24 protein-coding genes are annotated in these 23,227 nt (G+C 41.2%); 11 read left to right on the top strand and 13 right to left on the bottom strand.

Annotation, left to right across the window (positions count from 1 at the left end; all coding sequences use genetic code 11):
- Window positions 1-395 precede the first annotated feature (395 nt).
- Window positions 396-1,799 carry a helix-turn-helix domain-containing protein gene (locus tag AR543_RS23440; protein WP_087071404.1) on the top strand — a complete coding sequence of 468 codons (1,404 nt, stop codon included), beginning with the start codon at window positions 396-398 and terminating at the stop codon, window positions 1,797-1,799.
- A 173-nt stretch (window positions 1,800-1,972) separates the two neighbouring features.
- Here the strand turns inward: AR543_RS23440 and AR543_RS23435 are convergent, their stop codons facing one another.
- The gene (locus AR543_RS23435; RefSeq protein ID WP_087071403.1) at window positions 1,973-2,341 is read right to left on the bottom strand and encodes a helix-turn-helix transcriptional regulator; all 369 of its coding nucleotides are present in this window, start codon (window positions 2,339-2,341) and stop codon (window positions 1,973-1,975) included.
- A complete protein-coding gene (locus tag AR543_RS23430) occupies window positions 2,329-2,916 on the bottom strand; it encodes a DUF3841 domain-containing protein (RefSeq protein WP_227871920.1) in 588 nt (195 codons plus the stop codon). The genes AR543_RS23435 and AR543_RS23430 overlap by 13 nt, the downstream gene beginning before the upstream one ends.
- 618 nt (window positions 2,917-3,534) lie before the next feature.
- Here AR543_RS23430 and AR543_RS23425 point away from each other — a divergent pair.
- From AR543_RS23425 to AR543_RS23420, 3 genes are all read left to right on the top strand, one after another.
- Window positions 3,535-4,527: a hypothetical protein gene (locus tag AR543_RS23425; RefSeq protein ID WP_087071402.1), complete on the top strand. Its 993-nt coding sequence runs from the start codon at window positions 3,535-3,537 to the stop codon at window positions 4,525-4,527.
- Window positions 4,528-4,732: 205 nt separating this feature from the next.
- Window positions 4,733-4,870, top strand: a complete 138-nt coding sequence (locus AR543_RS24405) for a hypothetical protein (protein WP_158524022.1) — start codon at window positions 4,733-4,735, stop codon at window positions 4,868-4,870.
- Between the two features lie 133 nt (window positions 4,871-5,003).
- Window positions 5,004-5,420, top strand: coding sequence for a hypothetical protein (locus tag AR543_RS23420; RefSeq protein WP_087071401.1), 417 nt, complete (start codon window positions 5,004-5,006; stop codon window positions 5,418-5,420).
- Between the two features lie 206 nt (window positions 5,421-5,626).
- Here the strand turns inward: AR543_RS23420 and AR543_RS24400 are convergent, their stop codons facing one another.
- Window positions 5,627-5,767, bottom strand: coding sequence for a hypothetical protein (locus AR543_RS24400; protein ID WP_158524021.1), 141 nt, complete (start codon window positions 5,765-5,767; stop codon window positions 5,627-5,629).
- A 282-nt stretch (window positions 5,768-6,049) separates the two neighbouring features.
- Between AR543_RS24400 and AR543_RS23415 the strand changes: the two genes are divergently transcribed.
- A complete protein-coding gene (locus AR543_RS23415; protein WP_087071400.1) occupies window positions 6,050-6,427 on the top strand; it encodes a hypothetical protein in 378 nt (125 codons plus the stop codon).
- A gap of 600 nt (window positions 6,428-7,027) precedes the next feature.
- The gene (locus AR543_RS23410; protein ID WP_087071399.1) at window positions 7,028-7,606 is read left to right on the top strand and encodes a PBECR4 domain-containing protein; all 579 of its coding nucleotides are present in this window, start codon (window positions 7,028-7,030) and stop codon (window positions 7,604-7,606) included.
- A 98-nt stretch (window positions 7,607-7,704) separates the two neighbouring features.
- Here the strand turns inward: AR543_RS23410 and AR543_RS23405 are convergent, their stop codons facing one another.
- Entirely contained in the window at window positions 7,705-9,465 is a 1,761-nt protein-coding gene (locus AR543_RS23405) for a hypothetical protein (protein ID WP_087071398.1), read from the bottom strand.
- A gap of 263 nt (window positions 9,466-9,728) precedes the next feature.
- Here AR543_RS23405 and AR543_RS23400 point away from each other — a divergent pair, with 263 nt between their 5' ends.
- Together AR543_RS23400 and AR543_RS23395 are read left to right on the top strand one after the other, a co-directional pair.
- On the top strand, window positions 9,729-10,394 hold the full coding sequence (locus tag AR543_RS23400) for a competence protein CoiA family protein (protein WP_087071397.1): 666 nt from the start codon (window positions 9,729-9,731) through the stop codon (window positions 10,392-10,394).
- Between the two features lie 44 nt (window positions 10,395-10,438).
- Complete coding sequence (locus tag AR543_RS23395; protein ID WP_087071396.1) at window positions 10,439-10,705, top strand: helix-turn-helix domain-containing protein; 267 nt, start codon at window positions 10,439-10,441, stop codon at window positions 10,703-10,705.
- 105 nt (window positions 10,706-10,810) lie between these two features.
- Here the strand turns inward: AR543_RS23395 and AR543_RS23390 are convergent, their stop codons facing one another.
- The gene (locus tag AR543_RS23390) at window positions 10,811-11,686 is read right to left on the bottom strand and encodes a LysR family transcriptional regulator (RefSeq protein WP_017815738.1); all 876 of its coding nucleotides are present in this window, start codon (window positions 11,684-11,686) and stop codon (window positions 10,811-10,813) included.
- 148 nt (window positions 11,687-11,834) lie between these two features.
- Between AR543_RS23390 and AR543_RS23385 the strand changes: the two genes are divergently transcribed.
- A complete protein-coding gene (locus AR543_RS23385) occupies window positions 11,835-12,857 on the top strand; it encodes a YeiH family protein (protein WP_017815737.1) in 1,023 nt (340 codons plus the stop codon).
- Between the two features lie 27 nt (window positions 12,858-12,884).
- The gene (locus AR543_RS23380; protein ID WP_017815736.1) at window positions 12,885-13,307 is read left to right on the top strand and encodes a universal stress protein; all 423 of its coding nucleotides are present in this window, start codon (window positions 12,885-12,887) and stop codon (window positions 13,305-13,307) included.
- A 73-nt stretch (window positions 13,308-13,380) separates the two neighbouring features.
- Here the strand turns inward: AR543_RS23380 and AR543_RS23375 are convergent, their stop codons facing one another.
- Window positions 13,381-13,950 (bottom strand): recombinase family protein, encoded by a 570-nt coding sequence (locus AR543_RS23375; protein WP_017815735.1) that lies wholly within the window; start codon window positions 13,948-13,950, stop codon window positions 13,381-13,383.
- A gap of 146 nt (window positions 13,951-14,096) precedes the next feature.
- Here AR543_RS23375 and AR543_RS23370 point away from each other — a divergent pair, with 146 nt between their 5' ends.
- The gene (locus tag AR543_RS23370) at window positions 14,097-17,063 is read left to right on the top strand and encodes a Tn3 family transposase (RefSeq protein ID WP_017815734.1); all 2,967 of its coding nucleotides are present in this window, start codon (window positions 14,097-14,099) and stop codon (window positions 17,061-17,063) included.
- 659 nt (window positions 17,064-17,722) lie between these two features.
- Here AR543_RS23370 and AR543_RS23360 read toward each other — a convergent pair.
- From AR543_RS23360 to AR543_RS23330, 7 genes are all read right to left on the bottom strand, one after another.
- Window positions 17,723-18,865, bottom strand: a complete 1,143-nt coding sequence (locus AR543_RS23360) for a hypothetical protein (protein WP_087071394.1) — start codon at window positions 18,863-18,865, stop codon at window positions 17,723-17,725.
- A 140-nt stretch (window positions 18,866-19,005) separates the two neighbouring features.
- Window positions 19,006-19,872 (bottom strand): hypothetical protein, encoded by an 867-nt coding sequence (locus AR543_RS23355; protein ID WP_087071393.1) that lies wholly within the window; start codon window positions 19,870-19,872, stop codon window positions 19,006-19,008.
- A gap of 33 nt (window positions 19,873-19,905) precedes the next feature.
- On the bottom strand, window positions 19,906-21,048 hold the full coding sequence (locus AR543_RS23350) for a helix-turn-helix domain-containing protein (RefSeq protein WP_145953957.1): 1,143 nt from the start codon (window positions 21,046-21,048) through the stop codon (window positions 19,906-19,908).
- Window positions 21,049-21,294: 246 nt separating this feature from the next.
- Window positions 21,295-21,969, bottom strand: coding sequence for a hypothetical protein (locus AR543_RS23345; protein WP_087071391.1), 675 nt, complete (start codon window positions 21,967-21,969; stop codon window positions 21,295-21,297).
- A 71-nt stretch (window positions 21,970-22,040) separates the two neighbouring features.
- Window positions 22,041-22,301, bottom strand: coding sequence for a hypothetical protein (locus AR543_RS23340; RefSeq protein WP_087071390.1), 261 nt, complete (start codon window positions 22,299-22,301; stop codon window positions 22,041-22,043).
- A gap of 29 nt (window positions 22,302-22,330) precedes the next feature.
- Window positions 22,331-22,726, bottom strand: a complete 396-nt coding sequence (locus AR543_RS23335; RefSeq protein WP_087071389.1) for a hypothetical protein — start codon at window positions 22,724-22,726, stop codon at window positions 22,331-22,333.
- Window positions 22,723-23,142, bottom strand: a complete 420-nt coding sequence (locus tag AR543_RS23330) for a hypothetical protein (RefSeq protein ID WP_087071388.1) — start codon at window positions 23,140-23,142, stop codon at window positions 22,723-22,725. Before AR543_RS23330 ends, AR543_RS23335 begins: the two co-directional genes overlap by 4 nt.
- Window positions 23,143-23,227 lie beyond the last annotated feature (85 nt).

Here is a 23,227-nt window from a genome sequence, read left to right as displayed (position 1 = left end):
TGAAAAATGCATGTCATAATAATTTTGTGAGATTTTGGTAGTTATTATCCGATAATCAATATAAGGCCTCCTTATATCAGTCTTGCAAGTTTGATTGTAACCTTTTTCGAATTGTAGCGTACCACTCACTATTAGTTACAATGTTTTACATAGTGATTTAGTACAGTTACGAAAGTGAGCAGTTTTACTCTTTAGTCTTTTTATTCTGAAATGAGCTATAAAAATGTAGTTCTATAAACAGCAATATTATAGCTTTTTTTCCCACAAATAATCTTCATAAAAATAGCGAATTATAGGTGCAAATAACAATCATTATAAGTATCTGTAGCTGATCTCTGGTAGGTAGTTTACTGATTACACAGATTACTGTTCTGCTGCTGAGGAGTGAATAATATATGGCCAGCGATTTTGTCGATCTTGTAAGAAATATTATGATAAACCTTAAAATATCTAGCACTCAATTGAGTGAACTTTCAGGTGTAAATAAAGGAAATATTTCCGATGCATTAAACAACTATAGAATACCATTCAAAGTATTTTATAAGATTGCAAAAGCACTCGATTTGCAAGTAGATCAACACCTTAAACCTTATCTAAGATCTCGCTTTGCAGATAAAAGAGGCGCCTGGCGATTTGTTAAAACTGCCTTTCAAGAGTCTTTGAATCTTGAAGAATTTACAATAGCCCTTATGATTATAGATTCGTATTTAGATTCCGAAGAAGCATCTTTACATTTGAAGGATATTTTTATGCTGGTTGATACTTTTTATAAGGAACAGCCACAGCTTAAAAAAGATTTTCTGCCAGTTTATGATAAACTTTCTCAATTGCAACCTAAAAGCAAGACGGATACGGATACTATTATGTCTGTTATTAATTATCGCAAACTCTCTATTAGAATCAGCACTGGAGATAAGTTAATAGGCGACATTAATTACTGGCTAAACTACACTATGACGAGCAGTATGCCACCTCGTATCCGTATAAACGCTTTGCTTGAAATTTGCCGACTGCTACTTTTCTATCATGAAGATTGGCCTACCCTTGACTTGGCTAGTCAGCGGCTTATTACTCTCGTTGAACATATCTTAAAAATGCAAAATTCATCATATAGTTTTGATGAATTGGATGAACCACTTCCAGATCCGTTAGTTCGTTATTACGGACAAGGATTTATTATGCAAACATCTGTGCATAATTTCTATAAACGATTTGATAAAGCAGAGGAATTAATCGAAAAATATCGAGATTTATCTTGGTTTCCAGAACTTGATGATGAAGGCTGGATTCACGTTGAACGATTTAAAATGTTTGCCAAAGCAAATACTTTTTATTTCCAACTAGAAAAAGGAAATTTGAGTATTATTCCAGAATATATGAATTACCTTAAAGATTATTCTGACGATGAACTTCTACCAGCAATAAGACAAATTGTTGAAGTCGCAAACAGATATCAGCAATCTATCAGTAAAGATGTAATTGATAAGGCGTATGAACTTATAATTTTACGAAGCGATTTAGCGAATCATGAATCATACTATGCTAAAGAAAAGCTTATACATGAATATCTTAAGCTCATTTGTGCATTGTCAAAATATCTTTTCAGGAGTTTTAATTATCAGAAGGGCATGGATATGGCTTTACGATGTTTTGAAGTTTCTCTTAACTTCAGAAATAGGGACATGATATTAAAATCCATGGGTTTAATTGAAAACTACAAAGGTTCAGCTGCCCTACATCAAATGGAAGATTACGCTAATATTAGAGAAAGGATGAGTGACTATGCAGAAGTCTCTTAAATCACTTATTGTTGCTTGTTCCATCGCTTTAGCTTTCACACTACTTACGCTGCCACCAAATATTACTTCAAACACTAATGGTGAAGCTACCATTAAACCTATGATCCACGGTGAAGGAGCTTAATGGTAAGCTAAATAAAAAAGGAACCCTACACTATAGGGTTCCTTTTTATTTACTTGAAATTATCTTTTCTGGCCTGTTTCAGCATCCCTATACAACGATCAAGTTCTAGTTTCACCTCACGTTTAAACATTTCTGCCTTTTGCCTGCCGTCTATTGTATATTTGTACAGAATAATTTCCTGAAAATCGCCCGTGCTTCCATTATGATCTTTTTTAATTCGATGAGTTGTTTCAATAATGCCAGCTGTTACTAATTCGTTTAAACCTCGATATATTTCACTTTGTGGCGGTGTGTATCCCTCTTCCTTTAAGTATCTTTTCACCTCACTTATCATCTCCAGCCCATAACTTTGTCGCTGATCAAGAATGTGTAGAATATAGAGCTTGATAAACGGTCGCTGACCAATCAAAAATGCCATACTTCAGTCTCCTTCTTCGATTTTAAATATCGTCCTAACTGGCGAGCAGTAAAGTACTCTACTTTCCGAATATACTGCAGATCAATCCGTCCTGTCGTACCTTGTAGTATACGAGGATGGCTACCGATCCAAGAGCTATCCCGGGGCCGATCGAGTTCAAATATGCGTTCCCAGCTCTGTTCCTTCGTAAGCTGCAATTCTCCTGCATCAAACGCTTGGGATTCGGCCTCTGTGTCTGCATTAAATCCATTATTCAGCACGATTTCCCAATCCCAGCAGTCCGACACCAGGACGCTGCGCGGATCCAACTGCACCGTAAGGCGAACGATCTTACTTCCGGACTCTGCGTGACCGGTACTGCGCATATCCGGTTTCTGTAACCACAGCCATATCGGTGGTTCGCCGATATAGCCCGGTAGCCGGTTTCTCATCTGCTGGATCATCCATTCATATTCTTCCGGAAACATATAATAGTGTGGATCTCCTATCAGGTAGCCACGCCGGACAGCAAGCTCCCAGACTTCCTCAGATTGTATGGTCCAATACGTCTCTATGACTTTCACACTCCTGGACAACCGATAATTCCACCTTCTATGTACAGACATGCTGCAGAAAGATCATATCGTATGCTCTACCCTGCTTCATGAAGACCAGGATTACCGATTTTCATTTTCATCATTCTAAATTATACTCGCTACATACGTTTCTTATCGGATCGTATACGTAATAAGGTGTATATCACCGCGTGTTGGCGGGGCTCCGATTCTACCGGGGCTTTTTTTAATAGACGACTCCGTAGTAATTGACCGCGTCTGGATAAGATGTCCAGGCTGCTTTTTTTACCCGGAACACCCATATAGCAAGCCACTAACAAATATCGCTTATAGAAAGAGTCCCGCAGATCTGCGAGACTCTTTTTATTATACAACGCACCTTGCTCAGGCACCCATCCCGTGATTATATCCCAGCATCTGTGTAACCCCTATTTATTTCAAGAAAGATCGATGAGCGGATGAACCAGTGCTTCTGGCAGCCTCTTCATCTTCTCGATCATATCATCATTCCCTCGATTTCGCTTCTTATCTCTCTCCTTCATACTTTTATGCATTTAAGAATTAATTGCTGTAGTTTCGACATCCGCAGAATTGTACGATTAAACCATCTTCTCAATCAAATAAAAGGTGGAATCAAACATGCACACTTCCTTATGTACCAAAGAACAGATCCTGGAGCAGGCGAGCAAAGAGAACATTCCTCTCAGCTCATTCATGTTCGACAAATACGTATCCTGGGGATTGTTACGGTCCAGCCTGCGCAGCAAAGGATATCACGGTACCGAACCGGCTACTTATGCCCAGGCGATGGACGCGATTCGCCTGATTCATCAACTGGTAAAGCATCGGCATATTACCAAGAAAGATACGCTATTCGTTTTATACTGGGCAGGCTTACCCGTTCGAACCCCTATCCTGATGAACAAGCTTTATGACTACCAGCAGCAATTCCAAGCTCGGCTGATAACTGCAGTCGAAAACATCAGTAGTGGATCTGCATTTGAGGAAAGTCTGAAAGAAATCATTAAAGAGGAGATTCTTATGTCCTTTACGACTCCGCGCGGCGGACGACCGAAAAAATCAGACCAGGAACGTATGAACGCTGAGATTGAGGCGAGAAAAGAAGCAGCGCTTCAAGCCGAGCTGTTTTTAGAAGGCTTTAAAACACTTGGCTACATCGCTTTTCCTCTGATCGCCAAGTTTGTAGGGGATCCAAAGCTGCAAAATACAGACATGGAAGAATTTTTAAAGCAGCAGGCTATGTTTCAACTGGAGACCTGGCTGCAGCCCACTACCTTTACACGTCAAAACAATGAGGAGATTCTTGAAAATGTTGTCCAGTGGATTCGAAGCTATGCAGCTGCTCTGGCTGCAGCTCCCTTTTTACACTCCCCTGCAGGGGAAGGAATTCGTGAATTGCTGAGCCTCCCCTTTTTTACAGCCAACCCAGCTGGCTGCCGGCTGCTGATCTTTTTGCTAATGGCCAGTGGACTTGCTCCAATGATCGTCGACTATTTATCCACTCCTGGGCGTCTGCAGAAGTGGGAAGACTTTTGCAAGCAGCTGAATGAGCAGATGGTTCTGAAAAATCAACCCAAGTGGCAATCCTCATCTCTGTTCCCGGTAAAATAATGAGCTCCTGAGCCCGCGTATAAGGCGCTAATAAGGTATCGATCCTGATTGGTATACCTAAACAGCTACCAAATATGGTCTAGCAGCCAGCTAGGGGCCTCAAATTCTGCTTTTAAATAAAACCCCAGAGTGTTCTGCTGCACTTTCTCGCTACTCTTTGGTGGATCTCTGCACAAAGCCTTATTCCTGAAAAGAGGTGTATCCTATGCGCAAAATTGGTATTGCCCTGGGCGGCGGAAAAGCGTTCGGCGTTCCCGTCCTAGTGCTCCTTGTGATTGCAGCTTTTGTGCTCATCAAACTGACAGCTCCCAAAGCTCCTACGACTGGCGCCTATGTGTATTAATTTGAACAAAGCGAGCCGCATCATGGCTCGCTTTGTTTTATCCTGTATAACGTTTTTCATGAGACTGTTTATATTTGTATAATTTTTTCCTTATGTTACAATTATACGGAAAAAAATAAAAAGGAGCATACATATGTTTAAAAAAATCATTACAAGTACCCTGGCAGCGTCTCTATCATTATCCCTTTTCGGTGTTGCATCAACGTCAGCATCCGCTGAGCCATCAGCAGAAACCATGTCTGTACAAGCGCAATCTGTGACCTACGGTCCCTATTCGTTTGGATCAAAATCCACAAAATTAGATCTCGATGGAGGCGTGGATGTACGTATATTCATTTACAATCCTGCTCCAAGACAGCTTGTATACTTCACGGTATATGCTAACGATGGTAAACAAGTCGTGGTTAAAATGCCGATGCGTGCCACAGGACCTGGTGGTGCTGTGTATCAATCTACTGTAGGATTTGGTAGTTTCCATGGTTCGGGCTACCAAGTATCCATTACCGCCCCCGATGGTGTTAAAGGAACTTTTTCAGTTACACCGGTCTGACTAATGACCATTGATTAAATAATGAAAACCCCTGTCTTCTAAATTGGAAGAACAGGGGCTTTTTACTCTCCTCTACTCTTTCTATCCCAGGAACAACTATGTAATAAGAGTAGGATGAAGTATACAAATTAGGATACAGCTTCCTCGATATTACGAACCTGCAGATAATTTTAAACAGCAGACAGCCTGGTGAACAAGTTGTCGATCTATTTGCCAGAAGAAGCATAGGTCCGGCTGCCGCCAAGATGCATGGGCGAGAATGGATAGCCTTCGAAACCGATCCACAGCACGATGAGACCGCGCTGCAGCGAATTGATCGCACCGAGCGTATCGAAACGGAAGAACAAGCCAAACCACCGCTACACAGCCATCCACGCACTCGTTCTACGCGCTTACGCTAGCGTACCGTGGTTCCGCATTCTAACCAGAAACATCGCTAAACTATAGCTTTCTTTTTAAAGCCTTCCCCGTCCTATTTGTCTCCTCTGAGGCATACCGGTGTTAATTTCCCTCTTTATTTTTGTGGTATTCGTTCTATTGACTTCGATCTCTTTGCCCTTCTATACTCGCTGGCAGAGGTGATCCTATGAACTATGCTGTAGCCCGGCTGCTTGCTTCCGGAAGAAACAATGACCGAGCAGCACGCCGATTTGCTATCTGAACACGTCCAGATTGAGTCGTTTTTACAATCGCCGCTGACCGGCTTTGTTTTGCAGCAAGACAGCGGTCTGTTTTGGGATTTTGATCGGGATCGGCCGGGTGTATTTACAAGCAGCTGCCTGCTGCCGGATCAGCAGATCGCGGAAGCCTGGCGCATCCAGCTGATCGAAGAGTCCTTAGGCGTATTTGGCCTGCTCTCCCTGGACGCTATGAATCGAGCTTATGTACTTTCTGAAACGTATACAGTGGTGATCGAGCAGCTTTATACCATCCCTAAACCCTACCGTACGCGGTATCAGGCTGTACAATTACTGCTGTGCAGTCATACACAGCTATCTGCAGGCTAAGTGACTGGCTGCATGCTACAAAAAGAATGGGCGCTCTATAATCAGCTGGCTCAAGATGCTTATTGGATGCAGGCCGCTTCCCGGTCACTCAAGCTTAGGTTAGCTGTATAAAACCTACCGACTTTTAATAGACTCCTAATTCCTTTGTTAAGCCTACAATTACATTGAAAATAACAGTGTATTATTCATGCGAGGTATGCGCTGCGACCCGCAGGCGGCGGGCTTCTCATTAAAAATCCTCTTGAAATATAATGCGTTTTAAAATATAATATACATGTATCGTTAATGATAATTTTCTAAAGAGTGTATGAAGAGTAAAAAAAGTTGTTGTAAAGTTAACGATACTCATATATGCGAACGAGGCTTGCTTTTGAGCAAGTGAAATTTTGGCACTTCGCATACCGCGCCGGGCGGCATCTTGTTTATACAAGATGTAAAATAATTAAGGTATCTTTTGATACTACAGTCTTATATTGGGAATTCGAATATTTGACTGGCTTGGTTTATCCCGTAGGGAGAAGGTCCCTGCCGTTGCCAAATTATACTATGAGAAGACCTTGAGCATATCAAGGTCTTCTCTTTATATTAGGAGATTATGCATTGGGTCTATTAACTGTCGAACAGCTACTTACGTTAAATAAAATTCCCAAATCTAGTGAGCTCACACTAAAAATTATTACAGATTTTTACCTTCAGCACTTATCTGATCGACAGTTCCGAATGGAAATAGCTAGTCCTTTAAAAGAGATTAGAATACGATTTGAACGTGGTAATCTTGCTCATCTGCTAGGTATTCACCATATTTTAGGGAATCATGGTGGTGGATATAATGGTTTCATTCAATTAAATAATGAAAATATTACTTTTGAATCATTAAAGGCAGCTAATAATAGAACATTTAAAGATGACGAGCTCCGAATGCTTTGTTTTCCATTTCTATATCAAATGATGCAAAAACCTCAACTTCAATTAGCGAAGTCAAATGATCCTACTCAAGCAAGTTTCGTTTTCCGGCATCCACTTAGCCAAAAATTTTGTGAGTTCCGGATTCGTAAAATTAACAAAGATCCAGAATCTCGATTTTATAGTCCATTAAGTTTTCGAGTAGGAAGATCAGAACCATTCACTCAAGTAAAAGTACGGAATGTAGAAACTCTTGATTTGAATGACAGCTATTAGCTGTTAGAAGACAAAAAATAGAAGATATGAAAAATGAGTTCTACTTAACAACTAGTAGGACTCATTTATATTTATTTAGATACATAAAGATATATAAATTAAAAATCAAAGCGTTCTTGATCTTCAGGAACACCTTTTTTTTGCTTATCTTGTTGACGCTGCAGCTTCTGTAATCGCTTCATTTTTTGTTGATCTTTTTCTTTCTGCTTAGTCGTCATAGTAAAAAACCAAGGTTCGGCAAGTCCTTCTGGATACAAAAAGTGTCCCATTGCGAGTCGGCCTTTATCATCCAGGTGCGCATAAGCTTCTGTGATCGTCTGCTCATTACGAATCAGTTCTAGTGGAGAATTTTCAATCCTGCCATCCTTCATCGCCTGTACAATCTGCAGCCCCTCCGCCTCACTACAATGCAGGAGCTGATCAGGTTCCGCCAGTGTATAACCACGAACTTGAATTTCATAGGTGACCTGCTCCCGCTGTTTATAATTCATCGGATACTCAAAAGGCGCCCATTCTTTTCTTTCATTCATTCGGATGTTGGGTGGATAATCTGGATCGCTTGCTAATAACTCTGCTTCTTCGTATGAACGGTCATCGAGTTGATTAATTTCCAGCGTGTCAGCAGACTCGGATTGCTCCCTTCCAGCAGCTTGCTGATCAACTTCCTCGTTTTGAAGCTCCTGGACTGCTTTCTGAGCCTCTTCTCTGGCAATATCTTCTTCATACCTTATTCGCGCCGCTTCCCGCGCTTGCCGGCTCTCCTGGATAAGCTGGAGCGGATTGTACGCTAACTCAGCCTCCTCACCTACCAGCTTAGCTGCTTCAAAATCGATATCTACGTTCGCCTCTTCATTTGGACTATTCTTAACAATGGCATGCATGTCTTGTTCTTGGAGTTCCCGGGGCGCTCCAGGCTGTAATGGTCGCTTGGCCGCTTGTTCTGCGAAGGTTAGAACAGGGGTATAAAGAAGGGTCGGCACCAGATCCTTATCCGCCATACGCGTAATCACAAACAAATCATCCGCGGAATCCCATGTCTGCCCTTTTAAGAGCTTGTACTGACGTTCTTCTTCATTCCGCGGATCGCGCCGAATAAAAAATACATACCCTGGCTGAAAAACGCCTATAACGTATCCATAATTCTGAATCAAAAAGGAAAAAGCAGCATTCTCTTTGCCTGCAACCACAAAATTATCATTTTGCCCTGGCTCAATAGGCGTAACCTTGTATTTCACTTCATGCAAAAATGTAGGATCAACCATACGGGTGACACCGCCGACCACTCGCTTGTCAAAGAAACTATCCAGAAGTAGTACCCAGGCAGTCGGTACAGATTCAGTAGCAAACGTATTCATTTTTCGTATCATATTTGGAACTTTCGGAGGGGTGGCCAGTACTTCGACAACCATGCGCAGCTCTTCTTCTCCGTTTTCCTTTTGATAGGCAGCCACATCTGCTTGAAGCTGCTGAGCACCAAAAGGCCGCATGTCTTCAAAGACCCGGTAACCGGCCGTTTCCAAACGACTAAAAACAAAGCGTTTGGTATACGCATGCGGAAGCGATTCACTGCGGAAACAGTCTCTTTTCAAATGCTTGAAAGAAGGCGCTCGATGTGAACCCATTCCGGAGCGGTCATTATCGATAAATCCTTTATCATAAACCAAACGGGTCTGGCAGATCGCACAAAATGGGGTACGTAAGCCTTTTTTGTGCATGTTCCGCACAGCTAATACCTCCGCCGCTGAAATTTGGGAGGAATCCAGCTCAATTACAAGCTCATCCCCCATCTCCTGCAGCGTTGCACTCGGAAACTGCTCTTTCCATCCATCGAAATAGTTTAAGTAAGCTCGCTGCGCCATAGCTTATCCTCCTCGGTATCCAAATTCAGCACCTGGTAGTGCCAATCCAGATGAATTTTATAATGTATGCCAATGATTACTACTCATTTCTATCCATAATCGGTTTTTGTTTGTATAGGTCTTATCACTTTTTCTAGGTATCATACGTTTTAAACCGCGTATTGTCGCACTATAGAATATCAACCGCTATACTAAAGAATAGGCTATCCAGGAAAATTTTTATTGCGCAGACCAGCGTCCTTAAAGGAGGTCACAACAATAGTATGAAGTATGCCATCGATAAAGTTGCAGGTAAGCGCTATTCTATAGCAGAATGGAAGATTCATTGTGAAAATCGAACGATAGGCAGATGTGAAGTGTGTGGCGAAGATGTCTACATACGAGCAAAAGAAACAACATCAACAGCAGCTCATTTTGCTCATTACCAGGGCACAAAATGTCCAACCAAAGCTGGAAACCGCACTCCTTTTTTAAACCTTCGTCCTTCGGCAATCGACGAGAAGAATTCGCTGGAAATTAGACAAGAATTAGAGCGGCAATTGTATAAGGTGTATAACAAGTGCAGTGCATTAACCGGTGGATTGAGAATTGCTACCTTCCGAAAGCTGATTCAAAACTGCCATCAACGAAATGTCTGGGCTTATAAAGGCTTAACCTTCAAGTATGTTCCTTATCTTCTTTTAGCCAGTCATGAAAAATTCGTTAAAGAAGATCTTACCAGTACAGCTCAGATCAATTTTTATTTTACTCTAGCCCCAGCGATCCGCTACAGTGACGATTTATGGAATCAACAAAAAAATGTCGCTCAATCCATTTGGAAGGTCTGTCCAGATGGAGAAATTATCAACTATCCGATTGATGCGGATTTAGATGTGGAACCCGAATGGTTCAATAGTACAAGAAAGCAGATAAAAAAAATGATTTTTTAATCGAGCTTTCCATTCTTATGCTTCGGAAAGGTATACGACTGACGATGAAAAATATTAATTTGGCTGCTTTAAGAGCCATACGCAAATCACATAATCTCACCTTAAAAGAATTAGCTGCTCAAATGCAGGTGTCTCCCTCTGCGATCGGCATGTATGAACGAGGGCAACGTACACCAGATATTATCTATCTATCGCGGCTTGCCGCTTTACTTGAGACTCCTATCACCTCTTTTGTAGACGAAGGGGTAGCGTCAGGAAAATGCGGATTTACAACGCTAAGATCACTCCCAAGATTAATAACCCGATTTTAACAACGATACGTGGAGGATTGGTATTTATTTTATCTGACATTGGATGAACTTGTTCCACGTTGATAGGGCTTGCTTTTCACCTCGTTATTCACAATTGACTGGATTTCATTCTATAACTAAGGATTCAATAAATATCTCGATTGCTTTTGTATAAAATTCAACTCTTGGAGTTATAAGTGAAAAATTTCGTGAGATTGGAAACCCATTTATATCAAGTAACTTCACTTTACCAAGTTCTAGTTCGTTTTTTATTGACGCGTGTGAGAGTATAGAAATTCCTAGACCAGCTTCAATAGATTCCTTAATAACTTGCGTACTCCCAAATGTCATATACTTCTTCGGAGAAAACCCCAATTGTTTAAATCCCTTTTCTTGCATTTCTCTCGTTCCAGAACCTTCTTCACGAACTAACCAAGTCTCTAGGTTTAATAACAAGGGGTCTATTTCCTTTTGTTCTGCTAAATGGTGATTTGAAGGGACTGTAATTGATAACTCGTCAAGAGAAAATGGTATAACCTTTATATTTTCATTATTAGCCTCTCCTTCGATTATCCCAACATCTACCTCGTGTTTCTTTATTAAATCTATAATTTCATTAGAATTTTTTATAGTAATGATTGGATTTAATAATGGATAGGATTTAAGCAAACTGGCAATTTTATGAGGAAGAATGTATTCTCCGAAAGTATAACTTGCACCAATAGAAAGAGGACCACTTGCAGTATGTTTTAAATCATCAATGAGTCTTTCCATTCGAGTATAGAGACCTAAGATGTCCTTGGCGTGATGAAATACTATTTCTCCAGCCTTGGTAAGTCGAACATATTTGTTTGTCCTCTCTAACAATTTTATCCCCATGTTTTTTTCTAACGTTTGTATATAATTGCTGACTGCTGGTTGTGTCATATGGAGAAGTTCAGCTGCTCGAGTAAAGTTCTTTTGTTCTGCAACTGTAGTAAATACAAGTAAAGATTGATCCATTATGAGTCTTCCTCCTTAGAATAAAATGGGGTCTAAGAAACTTCAATGATAAGTAATTTTATATTACAGCTATAATTATAATCTATTTTACTTATTATCAAAACAAATATACTCTTAATACAAGGAAGCAAATATAGGAGTTGTTAAAATGAATACATCATTAGCAAAACATAAAAAATCATCCTCGAGAGGACTTTGGTTCGGTGGTGTTGGATTTACCTTTATTATTGCATTAGTTGGTTTTGGATTATCACAAATACCCGGGTTAGATCATGTTGGTCAGCTCGCCTGTGCAATCATCATTGCAGTAGTTTATCGACAAATTTGGGGATATCCTGAGAAATTCCGTACTGGAATCCAATTCTCTGCCAAAAGGTTGTTAAGGCTTGCTATTATCCTTTTTGGGTTAAAACTAAACATTGATGTTGTTTTTCATCAAGGGTTAGGTTTGCTTGCAAGAGATGTCGGAACCATCGTTTTTTCAATCCTTCTTACAATGTTGCTTGCAAAACTATTCAAAGCGAATTCTTCCTTATCCTTGTTATTAGGAATTGGAACAGGGGTGTGTGGCGCTGCTGCAATTGCAGCCGTTTCACCCATTTTGAAAGCAAAGGATGAAGATACTGCTATTGGGGCAGGTATAATTGCTTTAGTTGGTACCATTTTCGCCATAACATACACTATCTTACGTCCGTTTCTCCCTTTGACAGACCTTCAATACGGTGTTTGGTCAGGTGTAGGTCTACACGAAATTGCTCATGTTGCCTTAGCAGGAGCGCCTGCTGGTCCAGATGCACTTGCTATTGCTTTGTTAGCGAAACTAGGTCGTGTTTTCTTACTCGTTCCACTTAGTTTTATTCTTATGTACTGGATGAAACGAAAAAATAAAGTTGAATCAGATTCTGATGCTAAAATTGAATTTCCATGGTTTCTCATAGGTTTTATTATCATGAGCTTATTTGGAAGTTATGTCCTTGGTCATTTGATTACCGTCCCAACTAGTGTCATGAATAGCATCTCTTTCTTCACTTCCTTTATCCTAACTATGGCTATGATTGGATTAGGTTTAAATGTTAGTCTAAAAGACCTTAGAACGAAAGCGTTAAGACCACTTCTAGCAATGGCTATTACATCTGTTTTGTTATCTGTTATCACATACTTCACAATGTAATTAATTGTAAATCAGGAGGTTTCTTAAATGAATAAAATATTATTTCCTACTGATGGTTCGGCTTATTCTGAACATGCCGCAAGAATGACAGGGGAGTTCTTGGAAGCTTGGCCAAATGCAACAGGTGTTGTGCTTTACGTCACGGTTAAAGAAAATTACGCCTATGATTTTGCAACTGAAGCAGTGGATCGATACGAAAAAGAACTTAGTAAACATATTGAAAAGAAAATTATGGAAGGAGTCCTTCAACCTTGGAAGGATCGTCTTGAATATAATCATCAAATAAGTCACCAAAGTCAAACCATTTGTCATGTTGCCCAAACAGAGGAAGTAGATCTTATTATATTGGGTAGTCATGGAAGAGGTGTTTTTGATCGAGTATTGGTGGGCAGTGTTGCTCAAGGGGTGTTACACCGGTCCGAAATTCCTGTCTTGATTGTTAAGAAGTAATTCTTCAAATTAAGGGCTTACCATAAGGTAAAGCCCTTAATACTCCTATAATCCTTTAATTCTTTAATCCTTTTCATGTTTCAGATAATTTTCTATATAAAGAAGCTCTAGATACATTTGTAATTTCACAAATTTGATTTACAGTCATTCCTCCTTCTTTATATAGTTTAACTGCATAATTCATACCTGCGTGATTTTTATGATATTTCTTTAATCGACCTTTAAACTTTCCTTCTTTCTTTGCTAGCTCAATCCCTTCACGCTGACGCATACGAATAAGATCTCGCTCTAATTGGTTAACGCCAGCCATTACCGTAATTAAGAATTGGCTGTATGGATTATCTTCTGATAAATCTAACCATGTATCCTTGAGTGATTTTAAGTTTGCCATTTTACTGCGTATTAAATCAATCATTTCAAATAAATTCTGCGTACTTCGAGTGATCCGAGTTAAGTCTGTAACATAAATAATGTCACCTTCCTGTAAATCCTCTAACATTTTTTGAAGTTGCTCACGATCCTTTGTTGCTCCAGAAACTTTTTCTTCAAAAATGATATCCATTCCGATTTCGTTCAATTGCTGAAATTGCCTTGAAGGATTCTGGCTAGTTGAACTGACACGTATATAACCGATTTTTCGCATCATACCACCTCGTTTTTGATACAAGTCTTATGAGACACTCCCTACTATGATTTTATCTGTCTACTACACTTGTATCAATAGAGTACACTCTATTGATATATAATTGAACTAATAAATTGAAAAATACAGAAATGGGATGATACTGAATGAAAATTGCGAGAGGTAGAGAATTGCTTACACCGGAACAGAGACAGTCTTTTATGCAAATCCCTGAAGATGAATGGATATTGGGGACCTACTTCACTTTTTCCAAACGTGATTTAGAAATAGTTAATAAGCGAAGGAGGGAAGAAAACCGTTTAGGGTTTGCCGTTCAATTAGCTGTTCTTCGGTATCCCGGTTGGCCATACACTCATATCAAAAGCATCCCAGATTCGGTCATACAATATATATCGAAACAGATTGGTGCTAGTCCATCCTCGCTTGGTCATTATCCTCAAAGGGAAAATACACTTTGGGATCATTTGAAAGAAATTCGAAGTGAATACGACTTTGTAACTTTTACCCTGAGTGAATATCGAATGACATTTAAGTACCTTCATCAATTAGCTTTGGAAAATGGTGATCCCATTCATCTACTGCATGAATGCATAGATTTTCTAAGAAAAAACAAAATTATACTGCCTGCTATCACTACACTTGAAAGAATGGTGTGGGAAGCAAGGGCGATGGCTGAAAAGAAGCTATTTAATACAGTTAGTAAATCTCTTACAAATGAGCAAAAAGAAAAGCTTGAAGAGATTATTACTTCGCAGCATCCATCTGAATCTAATAAAACGATATTGGGTTGGTTAAAGGAACCACCGGGTCATCCTTCACCCGAAACATTTCTAAAAGTAATAGAACGACTCGAATATATACGAGGAATGGAATTGGAAACGGTACAAATTAGTCATTTGCACCGCAACCGCCTGTTGCAGCTGTCTCGCTTAGGTTCAAGATACGAGCCGTATGCATTCCGTGACTTTCAAAAAAATAAACGTTATTCGATATTAACCGTCTATTTATTACAACTTACTCAGGAGCTAACGGATAAAGCGTTTGAAATTCATGATAGGCAAATACTTAGTTTGTTATCAAAAGGTCGTAAGGCTCAAGAGGAAATCCAGAAACAAAATGGTAAAAAGCTAAATGAGAAAGTTATACACTTTACGAACATCGGACAAGCATTAATTAAAGCAAAAGAGGAAAAATTAGATGTTTTTAAGGTTTTAGAATCGGTTATTGAATGGAATACCTTTGTCTCTTCAGTAGAAGAGGCTCAGGAGCTTGCACGTCCTGCCGACTATGATTATTTGGACTTACTGCAAAAACGGTTTTATTCACTAAGAAAATATACGCCAACGCTATTAAGAGTATTGGAATTTCATTCTACAAAAGCAAATGAGCCACTTTTACAGGCTGTTGAGATTATCCGAGGAATGAACGAATCCGGAAAGCGAAAAGTGCCTGACGACTCACCTGTGGATTTTATTTCAAAACGATGGAAAAAGCATTTATACGAGGATGATGGTACAACAATTAATCGTCATTACTATGAAATGGCTGTTTTAACAGAACTTCGGGAGCATGTTCGGGCAGGAGATGTTTCCATTGTGGGCAGCAGACAATATAGGGATTTTGAGGAATATTTGTTTTCGGAAGATACATGGAATCAATCGAAGGGGAATACGAGATTATCAGTTAGTTTATCATTTGAAGATTATATAACAGAGAGAACTAGAAGCCTTAATGAAAGGTTAAAGTGGTTAGCTGCCAATTTCAACAAGCTAGATGGAGTTTCTCTTGAAAAAGGAAAACTGTCACTTGCACGCTTAGAAAAAGATGTTCCAGAAGAAGCAAAAAAATTTAGCGCAAGCCTCTATCAGATACTACCAAGAATAAAGTTAACTGATTTACTCATGGATGTGGCTCATATAACAGGATTTCATGAGCAATTCACTCATGCTTCCAATAATCGAAAACCAGATAAGGAAGAAACAATCATTATCATGGCTGCCCTTTTAGGAATGGGTATGAATATTGGCTTGAGCAAGATGGCCGAGGCCACACCCGGACTTACATATAAGCAACTAGCCAATGTATCTCAATGGCGTATGTATGAAGATGCAATGAATAAAGCCCAAGCCATATTAGTAAATTTCCATCATAAATTACAGTTGTCCTCCAATTGGGGCGACGGTACAACATCCTCATCAGATGGTATGAGAATGCAGCTAGGTGTTTCATCACTTCATGCAGATGCAAACCCACATTACGGGACTGGAAAAGGAGCCACCATCTACCGTTTTACTAGTGATCAATTCTCTTCTTACTACACAAAGATTATTCATACAAATTCAAGGGATGCGATTCATGTTTTGGATGGATTGTTGCACCATGAGACGGATCTAAATATAGAAGAGCATTATACAGACACGGCCGGTTACACAGACCAAATATTCGGACTGACTCATTTATTAGGATTTAAATTTGCTCCTAGAATAAGAGATTTATCAGACTCAAAATTATTTACAATAGATAAAGCAAGTGAATATCCAAAATTAGAAGCCATTTTACGTGGACAAATAAATACAAAGGTCATTAAAGAAAATTATGAGGATGTTTTGCGATTAGCTCATTCTATAAGAGAGGGAACAGTTTCAGCATCCCTTATTATGGGGAAACTAGGTTCCTATTCAAGACAAAACAGCTTGGCTTCGGCCTTACGTGAGATGGGCCGAATAGAAAAAACGATCTTTATTTTGAATTATATATCGGATGAATCATTAAGAAGAAAAATACAAAGAGGATTGAATAAAGGAGAAGCCATGAATGGATTAGCAAGAGCTATTTTCTTCGGAAAACAAGGTGAGCTTAGGGAACGGACTATACAACATCAATTGCAAAGGGCCAGTGCCTTAAACATAATCATTAATGCCATCAGTATATGGAATACCTTACACCTAACAAAAGCAGTTGAATATCAAAAACAGGCTAGTAGTTTTAATGAAGAATTATTGCACCATATGTCGCCTCTAGGTTGGGAACATATTAATTTGCTAGGAGAATACCATTTTAATTCCGAGAAAATGGTCTCGTTAGATTCTTTAAGACCATTGAAATTTTCTTAACGTTGTTAAAAATGGGGGAATCGTCTCGAAAATGTGCTTAGCGTTGTAAATCCGCATTTTCCTGACGCTACCCCACGAATGGACAGAAGGACTGCCGGAAGCGGCAGAGGAGCTTACAGGCCTGTCAAAATATAAGCCGTTGATCGAGGAAGCGCAGCGGCGCGCTGATGGAATGTGTGAAGACTGCGGAACATTCGCTCCATTTATACATCCGAGTGGCCTTCCTTTTCTTGAGGCTTTCTTTTTAAGCCCAAAAGAAAAGCTTCAATCGAGCCAGGAGATCGCCATGCTATGTCCCAATTGCTGCCGGCGCCTGCAGGTGCTTCAAAAAGAAGCAGATATCCTGGCCGTCCGGCAAAAAATAGCCCGATAGGACAGCAAAGACCCGGTAAATCTGCCGCTAGAGACCTGATCCTGCGCAACAGACTTTTCAAACCATACATTCTACTCCGTCCTCATGGCGTTTTCGGATACATATTCGCTGTACATGAAAACACTGAAACATAGGCGGTGCTCGCAATAAACATCCATTTTTATGAAAAAGAGTCTCTTCCGGCGGAAGGGACTCTTTTTTGAGCATAACTAACACTCACTATATTATTCAGGCACCTCAGCTAATTTCATATTATTCACTATAGGTACCTTTTGAATGGTATTAATTATTGACCATCTCGTATCGTTTGATCAAAGAGACGGTATAAATAAGGATCATTGTAACATCGATCTTCTTCCCCTTTCGTGGCTTCTGCATCTGAAAGGATAGTCGTTTGAACCTTGTCTTGCAGTACATTATACCGGTAACTTACCAGTAGATGCTGCCCACTTTGATGCATAAAATAGTCCAGGATAACATCCTTCTCCTGGCCGGTCCGCCCCCCTGCATCCGGATAGCACACTTTCCATCCTTTTTGTTGGTATGTAGAGAGATTTCTTTTCACGAAGCTGTGAAAGGCTAAAAAGGAATGCTGCGGGCTGGGGTAGGGAACGCTCAGATATTGTTCGCCAATCATCCGGTGATAGTCCACCCAGAGTTTCCGGCCATCAAAGGTCCGGTGCCCATAGTAATCGGTAAAGAGATTAAAATAGAACGTTGTTACCGGGTGAAGTAAAGGATCGGTACCGCCCACGTCTATCACCAGCCGCGGAGCATCTTCCGGAAACTCGACCAGATCATGGCCGCCCAGATCTTTCTGATCGTGCTCCTCTGCGCGCTCTATGTAGATACGGTACTGCAGAGTGCCGGCGGAGTGCCCGTAGTACTCCTTATGCTGCGCTGCCACCGCCTCCTGCAGATGCGATGTAAAATCTTCATGGGTCCAGCCCGACAAGCCGGACAGCACGGCAGGCAGGGCTATCCCTTGCTGCTCTGCAGAAGCAGCGGTAAATAGCCAAGGCTGGTCTTTCAGCGCGCTCATACGGCGAGTATACCGCTCTTCCGGAGGAATCCGGTAATCATAATCTGTCTCATAGTCGTAAATCATAGGGCTGAGCCGGGGCCTGTTCAGCTCTCCATCATAAAATGCTGCCAGGCGCTTGGCCGTCTCATCGTCCAGCTCTGCGCGGCTTACCACAATGCTGGAGGTGAGGGTATACTGCAGCAGCTGGTATTCTTTAAATGCCCGAGCCATAAGCACCAGCACTCTAATTTCTTCCAGACTTTGACACTGTACATCGGTATGCATCACCATCCAGCCAAAGGGTTGTCTTCGCTCAATGTTAGAAGCGACAAATTCAATTGTGGCATGCGAAACGTCTAAAAACTGAAGGTGGTTCAGCAGCAGTGCTTTTAAATCTTCAGCCATGATAGGAAATCCTTTCTTGGATAGGATGGTTGGATCGTATGAATAAACTGCTCACCAGAAAACGGGTAACTCGCGTTCCAGCATATCCTGTAAAACGGCGGTAGCGGTCTGTTCTGCCGCTCTACATGCCGAAGGCATATTTACTTGGATCTACTGAACTGGGCGCTCTGGGCAGCATCCTGGGTTTCCATAACGTCTGAAATCTGCTCGCGAAGAAGCCGCTGCTGTTCCTGGAGCTCTTTCAGCTGCTCATTCAGCTGTTTCCGCTGCTTATCGAGCTCCAGCCGGCATTGCTGCAGCCCTTTTTCATGAATAGCGATATACGTATAGGGGCCGCTATGGAATAGCTGATACGATTGATCCTGGTAAACAAGAGCATCTACAAACGACGAAGAGTAGGCTGCTGGCACGACCACATAGCCATTTTCCTGCAGCTGCTCCGCGTACATCAGCTGCGCTCCGATAACCGGCAACGGAAGGTCCAGTTCCGCACAAATGCGGCTGCTGAGCGGCAGAGCGCTCTTGGTGACGATCGCAGCGGTCTCGCGTCCGTAGTGCTTGAACAGAACGTTCTCCAGTCTCTCCTGCAGCACACTTGTTATTTGTTTGGCTGATAACGGTTTTTCGCTGCCGGCCGCCTGGCAAGACAAAAACAAATCAAAGCCGTCGGTGGACAGCTCGATCTGATACTTGATGCCATAGAACATCATAGAGCGTTTGGCCACTACCTTTTTCGGTACCGGTATCTGTAAGGCTTCTTTGGTCTCCAGCCAGAGCCGCTCCGGATCCTCCCGTACATTCCGGGCTACCCATTCCCCGCACTCTTGCTGCAGCTGATCGTAAACGGATACCTGCAGCCAGTCCGCATGCCGCTTGCCGAGCTCTTCCTCTTTACGTTCACCTGCCTCAGTGATCCATACGCTACAGCGTAGGCCATCCCACTTGAGCTTGAGATGATAGGTGTCGCCGTCATCATGCAGTACGGACGTCCATAACGTTTTATACATACCTACCTCCGCTTATCGTGAAAACTTTTTAATTTAATTTTTAAATCCTTGTATAGGCTTTTCCTCACTATTTGGAGCAAGTAATGCAGTCATCCATTCGCTCAGTACCGCACCAGGTTTCCGGTACCGAGAAACATCAAATCCTGCCAGTTCAAGAAGTTCCAGTATCGAGTTTTGCCGAGTGATTCCTTTATCTTTCTCAATATCTGGTGCCAGCCATAATTCCCGTCCACTTTTATCCTGGATAATCAGTTGAAAAGCTTGGGCCGAATGAAAATCCATATCGATTGGATAATAAGGAGCAAATCGATTCGCTTTTATTGCCAGTTCCTGAGTGGGATAGTAAATATACGAGATAGGGGAAGGAATGAAATGTTTATAGCGCTGTAGTGCTCTTTTGGCCATACTACTATCACTCCAGGAGTGCTCATCTCCTCCAAGCAAAACCAAATTTCCTTGATAGCTGTAAAGGGAACCTGATACTGGGCGGTCGTTAGAGCCGGAATCTTCTACCTTCCGAGGATCCATATAGCTATCCTGGCTAAAGCACTGCCATGTTTCGCCTTTCCAATCCAGATCATACTTTACTACTCGGTCGCGAAAAACCTTTTGAATCTGTTCCTCTGGAATCGGGGGCACTTGAATTAATCCACTAGAGGGTAGTAAACGCATGATCTCTTCTGCATCATGTGGACCAGTCCCCCCGTATCCTGCAGTGCCGCATTGTGCCCACAACTGTTCTCCATATTCGTCAATAAGAATCATACGCGCGCTCCGTATAGAATCCAAACCGCCGAATGGACGATCCGAATCGATATAATAAAATCCATCTAAAACAGCATCGTCATGATTAAAATAAACATGAATCGTTTTTATTCTTCCCATCTGACCGATCGCATCTATAATTTCGTCTTCCACTTTGTAAAGTGGTGTTCCTTGGATATGAAAACGCGGTTTGGACGGTACTGAATTCAGCTTATTAGTATGCCTTTTATGGGCTTTAATGGTTTGCTGCAAAAAAAGACAAGCATTCGGGCGCTGGTAAACGGCCGATATTTTGCCTTTTTTAACCCAAGCCATTAGTGTTGCTTTAGAAACTTCCAACTCTTGCGCGGCCTGATCTGCACTGATTAAATTTTGCTGCAAAAACAAAATCAATTTCTCTTCTGGATGCATATTATACCTCGCTATATCAAATTAAACAGCTGTAAATTTTTGATTATATTATTTATTTCAGCTATTTAATTCAGTATAATTGGTATGAGTAAGACAATCAACCTGTTATAGCAAACGCCCCTTCTTAATTAAAAGAAGGGGCGTCGTTTCTGTTGGGATCACTCGGTCTTGATACGCACTCCTTACCATTGTGCGCTTTCACCATGAAAGTTCAGAGGGCCGCCTGCAAATCCCTTGGATCACGGGTTATTCTGCATTAGATTTAAATGTATATCCGCTCGGGAGATGAAGAGCTTTATGGTACTCGCCAGGCTCATATTCGAAACCCTTATCCGGCGATGCCTGTACAGGTCCAAGTCCATGATCAAGATGCACGGTCGTCAACAAGGGCTTCGATCCTGCCGGTAAGTCGATAAGAACCGTATAATGATCATTGTCGCTAACAGCTCTCCCATCTTTCTCATAGATGATTTGCAAAGGAAACGATTGATCCGGAAGAGCCGGACCCTGATTTTCAATTTGTAGTACATGATAGTTTGACTCAGGGAGTTTTTGCAGATAGGGTTCTGCATATTCTTGCTTCCAATGAACAAGTTGCTGCTGCCGGTTCTCTGCTTGCTCATAGAGCCGCAGATAATCTGTCGTGAAGGCCATAATAGAGCTAGCTCCCCAAGCCCCAGTAAAACTTATAAAAAGGCTACCTACTACATATAACTGAATGATTAATTTTAAATCAGACGCACTGAGGTGTTTTCCTTTAGTACGCGTATCCATCAAATCGGCCATCGTTTTCAAACAGCATATCGACAGGAGAAGGATGAAAAATCCATAAAAAGTGATGCTTGTGAATACAGAAGTATGCGGCAATGCAGAAACATAGACCATTTGCTCATACTGAGTATTGATGTGCTCAATATTCATTAAAAAGTCCTTTCTATAGGCATAGCTAGATCGTATTTATTTTTACGCAATGCGGTGCTGTAAACTGCTGCCTATCCAGATGGACTGTTATAGGGAGCAGCGATCGTAACTGCCCAACCAATAAGGACCGCTCCTATAATCATTGTTCCAGAAAAAGCGCTCACAATGAAAAGTGCTTTACTGCGCTGTTGAAGAGAAATTGATTTATCGATAATCAAAGGACAATATCCAGTAAGTACCATGAACCACAACGGAAGTATCATTATAAATACGATCCCCAGCCAAAAGATGGCCCCCAGGCTTGCATAGTGTGTAAATACAGAAACAGTCATAACACTTCTCCTTCTACTGATACATAGACTTATTCAGCTTTCCATGACATTTCCAGCGATTCTAAGCCTTTCCAGTCGCCAGACACACTTACTGTTTTACCGACTGCATGGCCTGCTGCAAGCTCATGTGCCATTTTATCTGTAATATCGTAATTTTTCCCCATCACCCGAACGGTATAAGAGATGGCTAATGGTAAGCGATCGTCCAGGCTTTGCGACGTATACTTTGTATAGACCCCTTCTACTTTACCGGTCACATGAAAGACAGAAGATTGGACACGCTGATCAGCATAGGTCATGGACTGGGCGATAGATGGACCTGCAAGATAAATACTGATTACAACCATGAGGACACCGGCAAGAATCACACTGATCCTCATGAAATAATCTTTATTTTCCCTTGCAGTAAAAACGCTCTTACTCATTCACTATCCACTCCATTCATTAAGCGATTCCAATTCGTCACTTCGATTTGGATCGATTCTACTTTGTTCTCGTCACCTATAAGTGTGACGGCCTGACCAGGCTTCAATACATGGACCATGTTCGCGGTGACGTCATAGTTATGACCTTTCACTTGAATCGTATAATTCTCGGTTTCTACCGTTCCGCCGCCACCTCCAAGTAAGCTACTTCGTGTGTTCGAAAACTTTTTATTGATGGCTTCAACCTTACCTGTAACTTCAAAAGCAGATTGGTTACTCGCTGGGGTTTGAAAAGAAGTTAGAAACGGAACAAAGAAGTAACAAAGCCAGATAAATGCAATCACACCTGCAAATGTGATGATCACATTAACGTAAAAATCTCTTTGGCGAGCCTTCATCATATATTTTTTGATCATTCTTTTTCTCCTATGTGTTGTTTTCAATATCATTAGCTTGGAAGCCATTTAAGAATTAATCCAGATAGGACGTCCAAGCCAGGGC

Origin of the sequence: Paenibacillus bovis (genome assembly GCF_001421015.2) — a bacterium.
In the GTDB taxonomy this organism is placed as follows: Bacteria; Bacillota; Bacilli; order Paenibacillales; family Paenibacillaceae; genus Saccharibacillus; species Saccharibacillus bovis.
The sequence above is the reverse complement of the archived record's forward strand: the minus strand, read 5'-3'. Positions and strand labels throughout refer to the sequence as shown.

Excerpts from the sequence above, each read along its gene's own strand:
- AR543_RS23440 (WP_087071404.1), top strand. The coding sequence starts at position 396 with ATGGCCAGCGATTTTGTCGATCTTGTAAGAAATATTATGATAAACCTT.
- AR543_RS23435 (WP_087071403.1), bottom strand. The coding sequence starts at position 2,341 with ATGGCATTTTTGATTGGTCAGCGACCGTTTATCAAGCTCTATATTCTA.
- AR543_RS23425 (WP_087071402.1), top strand. The coding sequence starts at position 3,535 with ATGCACACTTCCTTATGTACCAAAGAACAGATCCTGGAGCAGGCGAGC.
- AR543_RS24405 (WP_158524022.1), top strand. The coding sequence starts at position 4,733 with ATGCGCAAAATTGGTATTGCCCTGGGCGGCGGAAAAGCGTTCGGCGTT.
- AR543_RS23420 (WP_087071401.1), top strand. The coding sequence starts at position 5,004 with ATGTTTAAAAAAATCATTACAAGTACCCTGGCAGCGTCTCTATCATTA.
- AR543_RS23415 (WP_087071400.1), top strand. The coding sequence starts at position 6,050 with ATGACCGAGCAGCACGCCGATTTGCTATCTGAACACGTCCAGATTGAG.
- AR543_RS23405 (WP_087071398.1), bottom strand. The coding sequence starts at position 9,465 with ATGGCGCAGCGAGCTTACTTAAACTATTTCGATGGATGGAAAGAGCAG.
- AR543_RS23400 (WP_087071397.1), top strand. The coding sequence starts at position 9,729 with ATGAAGTATGCCATCGATAAAGTTGCAGGTAAGCGCTATTCTATAGCA.
- AR543_RS23395 (WP_087071396.1), top strand. The coding sequence starts at position 10,439 with ATGAAAAATATTAATTTGGCTGCTTTAAGAGCCATACGCAAATCACAT.
- AR543_RS23390 (WP_017815738.1), bottom strand. The coding sequence starts at position 11,686 with ATGGATCAATCTTTACTTGTATTTACTACAGTTGCAGAACAAAAGAAC.
- AR543_RS23385 (WP_017815737.1), top strand. The coding sequence starts at position 11,835 with ATGAATACATCATTAGCAAAACATAAAAAATCATCCTCGAGAGGACTT.
- AR543_RS23380 (WP_017815736.1), top strand. The coding sequence starts at position 12,885 with ATGAATAAAATATTATTTCCTACTGATGGTTCGGCTTATTCTGAACAT.
- AR543_RS23375 (WP_017815735.1), bottom strand. The coding sequence starts at position 13,950 with ATGCGAAAAATCGGTTATATACGTGTCAGTTCAACTAGCCAGAATCCT.
- AR543_RS23370 (WP_017815734.1), top strand. The coding sequence starts at position 14,097 with ATGAAAATTGCGAGAGGTAGAGAATTGCTTACACCGGAACAGAGACAG.
- AR543_RS23360 (WP_087071394.1), bottom strand. The coding sequence starts at position 18,865 with ATGGCTGAAGATTTAAAAGCACTGCTGCTGAACCACCTTCAGTTTTTA.
- AR543_RS23355 (WP_087071393.1), bottom strand. The coding sequence starts at position 19,872 with ATGTATAAAACGTTATGGACGTCCGTACTGCATGATGACGGCGACACC.
- AR543_RS23350 (WP_145953957.1), bottom strand. The coding sequence starts at position 21,048 with ATGCATCCAGAAGAGAAATTGATTTTGTTTTTGCAGCAAAATTTAATC.
- AR543_RS23345 (WP_087071391.1), bottom strand. The coding sequence starts at position 21,969 with ATGAATATTGAGCACATCAATACTCAGTATGAGCAAATGGTCTATGTT.
- AR543_RS23340 (WP_087071390.1), bottom strand. The coding sequence starts at position 22,301 with ATGACTGTTTCTGTATTTACACACTATGCAAGCCTGGGGGCCATCTTT.
- AR543_RS23335 (WP_087071389.1), bottom strand. The coding sequence starts at position 22,726 with ATGAGTAAGAGCGTTTTTACTGCAAGGGAAAATAAAGATTATTTCATG.
- AR543_RS23330 (WP_087071388.1), bottom strand. The coding sequence starts at position 23,142 with ATGATCAAAAAATATATGATGAAGGCTCGCCAAAGAGATTTTTACGTT.